Genomic DNA, 2,205 nt, shown 5'->3' on the forward strand with positions numbered 1-2,205 from the left:
GTGATGATCGTGATGATGGGGGTGTGCCGATATTGCCGTTGTCCCCTGTAATAAATTAGCGGATAGCTTGCCCTGTTCGGTAAAAACGATTTCCACTCCAGCGGCGGCGTTTGCTTTGGCGTAGTTTTCAAGCTGTGCTTTATCTCCAGCTTGATAAAGGTCCTGTTTGTTGCCAACAATAATATTCGCGATAGCAATTTGCTGGTTGAAGGTTTGATGCTCGGTATAGCGGCTATCATTCAGCTTTCTGGCATCAACCAGCGTTACCGTTTTTTCAATGGCAAGAACCTCGCGATAATGATCGGCCGTTAATGTAGCCATTATTTCTATCGGATGACCCAACCCGGTAGGCTCAATCAATAAACGATGGGGTCTGGCACGGGCGAGTAATTGATTAAGCGCAATTTGCATTGGCAGGCCCGCCGTGCAACACATACAGCCACCAGGTACTTCGCGAATATAGACTTGCTGCTGTTCGTTGTGCTGGCCCTGAAATAAGCTGCCATCAATACCGATTTCACCAAATTCATTGACCAGCACAGCCCAGCGTTCATCACTGGGCTTGGATTGTAATAAATGCAAAATAGCCGAGGTTTTTCCAGCCCCCAGAAAACCGGTAATCATGTTGGTGGGGATGGCGGTTAATTTTTCTTTGGCTTTGTTCACAGCGGTTCGCTTAGCATTGAAACCGTTTGATTGGCCGGATCGACTTCAAGATAAAAGCAATGCTCACGACCAGTGTGGCAAGCCGCTCCAGTTTGCTTAACAAGACATAAAACCGCATCGCCATCACAATCAAAACGCATTGACTTCAGCGCCTGATAGTTGCCGCTGGTTTCTCCTTTGACCCAGACTTGGTTGCGGCTTCTGGACCAGTAAGTCATTCGTCCTGTAGCCAGCGTTTGCTCTAAGCAGGCTTTATTCATCCAAGCCATCATCAATACTACTTTGCTGTCGGCATCTTGGGTGATAACGGGTATTAGCCCTTGCTGGTTAAAAATCAGTTGATCGATAATATCTTTAAGCGCCAGTGTCTGGCCGATTTTTAACTGCTCTAAAGATTGAAAGTAAGTATTTTTCATTGAAAAGTTCTGGTTGTTATTACTGGCCAACCGTTAGGAATGACATTCACAATGGTGGCGTTGGCATAGTCGATAATTCAGTAGATGGCCTGCTGCGATAATGGTCGCACCTAATACAGTGAGGACTACTTCTCCGGTTTCACCGATTAAATCATGATCCAAAACGACAGCGAGGATTAACAGGCTTAACCCGGTTACGCCCAGTAACGGCACTCTATAGTCTCTGTGTTTTTTACAACCCATGGTCAAGGCTAGCAGGCTTATGGGTATAACGGCGATAACCATCCACAGGTGAAAAGTCTCGTCCTGCAAGTTGAGGGCTGCCAGCGCAGGTAGCATGACTACGACAAAGGGCAGTACTAGGCAGTGAAGCGTGCAGATGACTGATAGGCTGATGGCGGTTTTATCAGCGATGATTTGTAGTTGTTTCATGCTAACTCGACTTAATGATGTTCTTGGGCGGCGTTATTTTTGCATTGGTTACAAAGGCAATTAATTTCCAGTTGAGGGCTGACTAAATGAAAGCCGGCCTCTTCGACATTGCGCTTTAGATCGTCAATGGTTGATTGTCCAACGGTGATTTCTTCTACCCGCTGGCAATCATCACAGATCAAAAATTGCGGAACGCCATGGTCGTGATCACAGCTGATATGGGCACAGGCAATATATTTATTTGCCAGATTTAATTTATGCACCAAATTTTCACTTTGTAAAAAATCAAGAATGCGATAGACAGACATAGGGGGAGGAGATTCACCATAGATCTCTTTGCAATAATCAACCAGTTCGTAGGCAGATAGAGCACGCCCGGATTGTATTAAAGCCGATAGCACCTGTTTGCGTTTATTGGTTAATTTACTGCCATTGGCTTTGCAGTTTTGTTCCGCACGGTTAATGATGGCCTGCACGTTATTCATTAATCACCTGATACGAACAAGTGAGGATGTCGCCGTTAACTCTGCGGCGCCCTGTTGACTGTCGGTAAGCCACATAACCTTAAGCTTTTCAAAGCTTGGAAAAAGAGCGATAAGATTGACAGATATCGAATCCAGTTTTTCTCCCTGTGCGCATTGATAGTGATAGTCTGCGCTAACTTCGCTATGACTATCATCATGTTCATCAT

General features: G+C 45.4%; 5 protein-coding genes. All 5 read right to left on the reverse strand.

What is annotated here, in order from left to right:
* Positions 1-624, reverse strand: a 624-nt coding sequence (locus tag AACP44_RS09085; protein WP_339340213.1) for a GTP-binding protein, incomplete at its 3' end; no start/stop codon positions are given.
* A 38-nt stretch (positions 625-662) separates the two neighbouring features.
* Positions 663-1,082 (reverse strand): phosphoribosyl-AMP cyclohydrolase, encoded by a 420-nt coding sequence (gene hisI / locus AACP44_RS09090; RefSeq protein WP_339340209.1) that lies wholly within the window; start codon positions 1,080-1,082, stop codon positions 663-665.
* A 33-nt stretch (positions 1,083-1,115) separates the two neighbouring features.
* Entirely contained in the window at positions 1,116-1,514 is a 399-nt protein-coding gene (locus tag AACP44_RS09095) for a MerC domain-containing protein (RefSeq protein ID WP_339340210.1), read from the reverse strand.
* Positions 1,515-1,525: 11 nt separating this feature from the next.
* On the reverse strand, positions 1,526-1,999 hold the full coding sequence (locus tag AACP44_RS09100) for a Fur family transcriptional regulator (protein ID WP_339340211.1): 474 nt from the start codon (positions 1,997-1,999) through the stop codon (positions 1,526-1,528).
* A 3-nt stretch (positions 2,000-2,002) separates the two neighbouring features.
* A partial coding sequence (locus tag AACP44_RS09105; protein WP_339340212.1) for a DUF2796 domain-containing protein occupies positions 2,003-2,205 on the reverse strand: 203 nt, incomplete at its 5' end.

This window comes from uncultured Oceanicoccus sp., assembly GCF_963968385.1.
In the GTDB taxonomy this organism is placed as follows: Bacteria; Pseudomonadota; Gammaproteobacteria; order Pseudomonadales; family Dasaniaceae; genus Oceanicoccus.

Excerpts from the sequence above, each read along its gene's own strand:
- AACP44_RS09095 (WP_339340210.1), bottom strand. The coding sequence starts at position 1,514 with ATGAAACAACTACAAATCATCGCTGATAAAACCGCCATCAGCCTATCA.
- hisI (WP_339340209.1), bottom strand. The coding sequence starts at position 1,082 with ATGAAAAATACTTACTTTCAATCTTTAGAGCAGTTAAAAATCGGCCAG.
- AACP44_RS09100 (WP_339340211.1), bottom strand. The coding sequence starts at position 1,999 with ATGAATAACGTGCAGGCCATCATTAACCGTGCGGAACAAAACTGCAAA.